1 protein-coding gene is annotated in these 592 nt (G+C 51.7%); it reads left to right on the top strand.

Annotated features, from left to right (window positions below; translation table 11 throughout):
* On the top strand, positions 1-592 hold a 592-nt coding region (locus tag AC55NX_RS20785; RefSeq protein WP_496997460.1), incomplete at both ends, for an FAD-binding protein.

Below are 592 nucleotides of genomic sequence, written 5' to 3' on the forward strand. Positions count from 1 at the left end.
TGTGAATGTCGATCCGGTCAAGGAGCCGATCCCAATCCGTCCGACTGTGCACTACACCATGGGTGGGATTGAAACCAACGGTCAGTGTGAAACGCGCATCCAAGGCCTGTTTGCCGTCGGTGAGTGCTCTTCCGTCGGACTGCACGGTGCCAACCGTCTCGGCTCCAACTCACTGGCTGAATTGGTTGTTTTTGGTCGCGTTGCCGGTGAACATGCAGTGAAACGCGTTGAAACATTCAAAGGTTGGAATGATAAAGCCATCGAGGCGCAGGTCAAAGCGGTCGAACAGCGCATTCAATCTCTTATGGATCAAGAAGGCGATGAAAACTGGGCCGATATCCGCACTGAAATGGGCAATGCCATGGAAGCCGGTTGTGGCATCTACCGTCAGGAAGATCTGATGCAACAGACCGTTGATAAACTGGCTGAGCTGAAAGCACGCTATAAGAAAATCAGCATTAAAGACAAAGGCAAAGTCTTTAATACCGACCTGCTGTACGCGATTGAAATCGGCCATAGTCTGGAAGTGGCTGAAGCAATGGTGCATTCAGCGATCCTCCGTAAAGAGTCCCGTGGTGCGCACCAACGTCTC

This window comes from Vibrio rubrogenes (genome assembly GCF_059641415.1).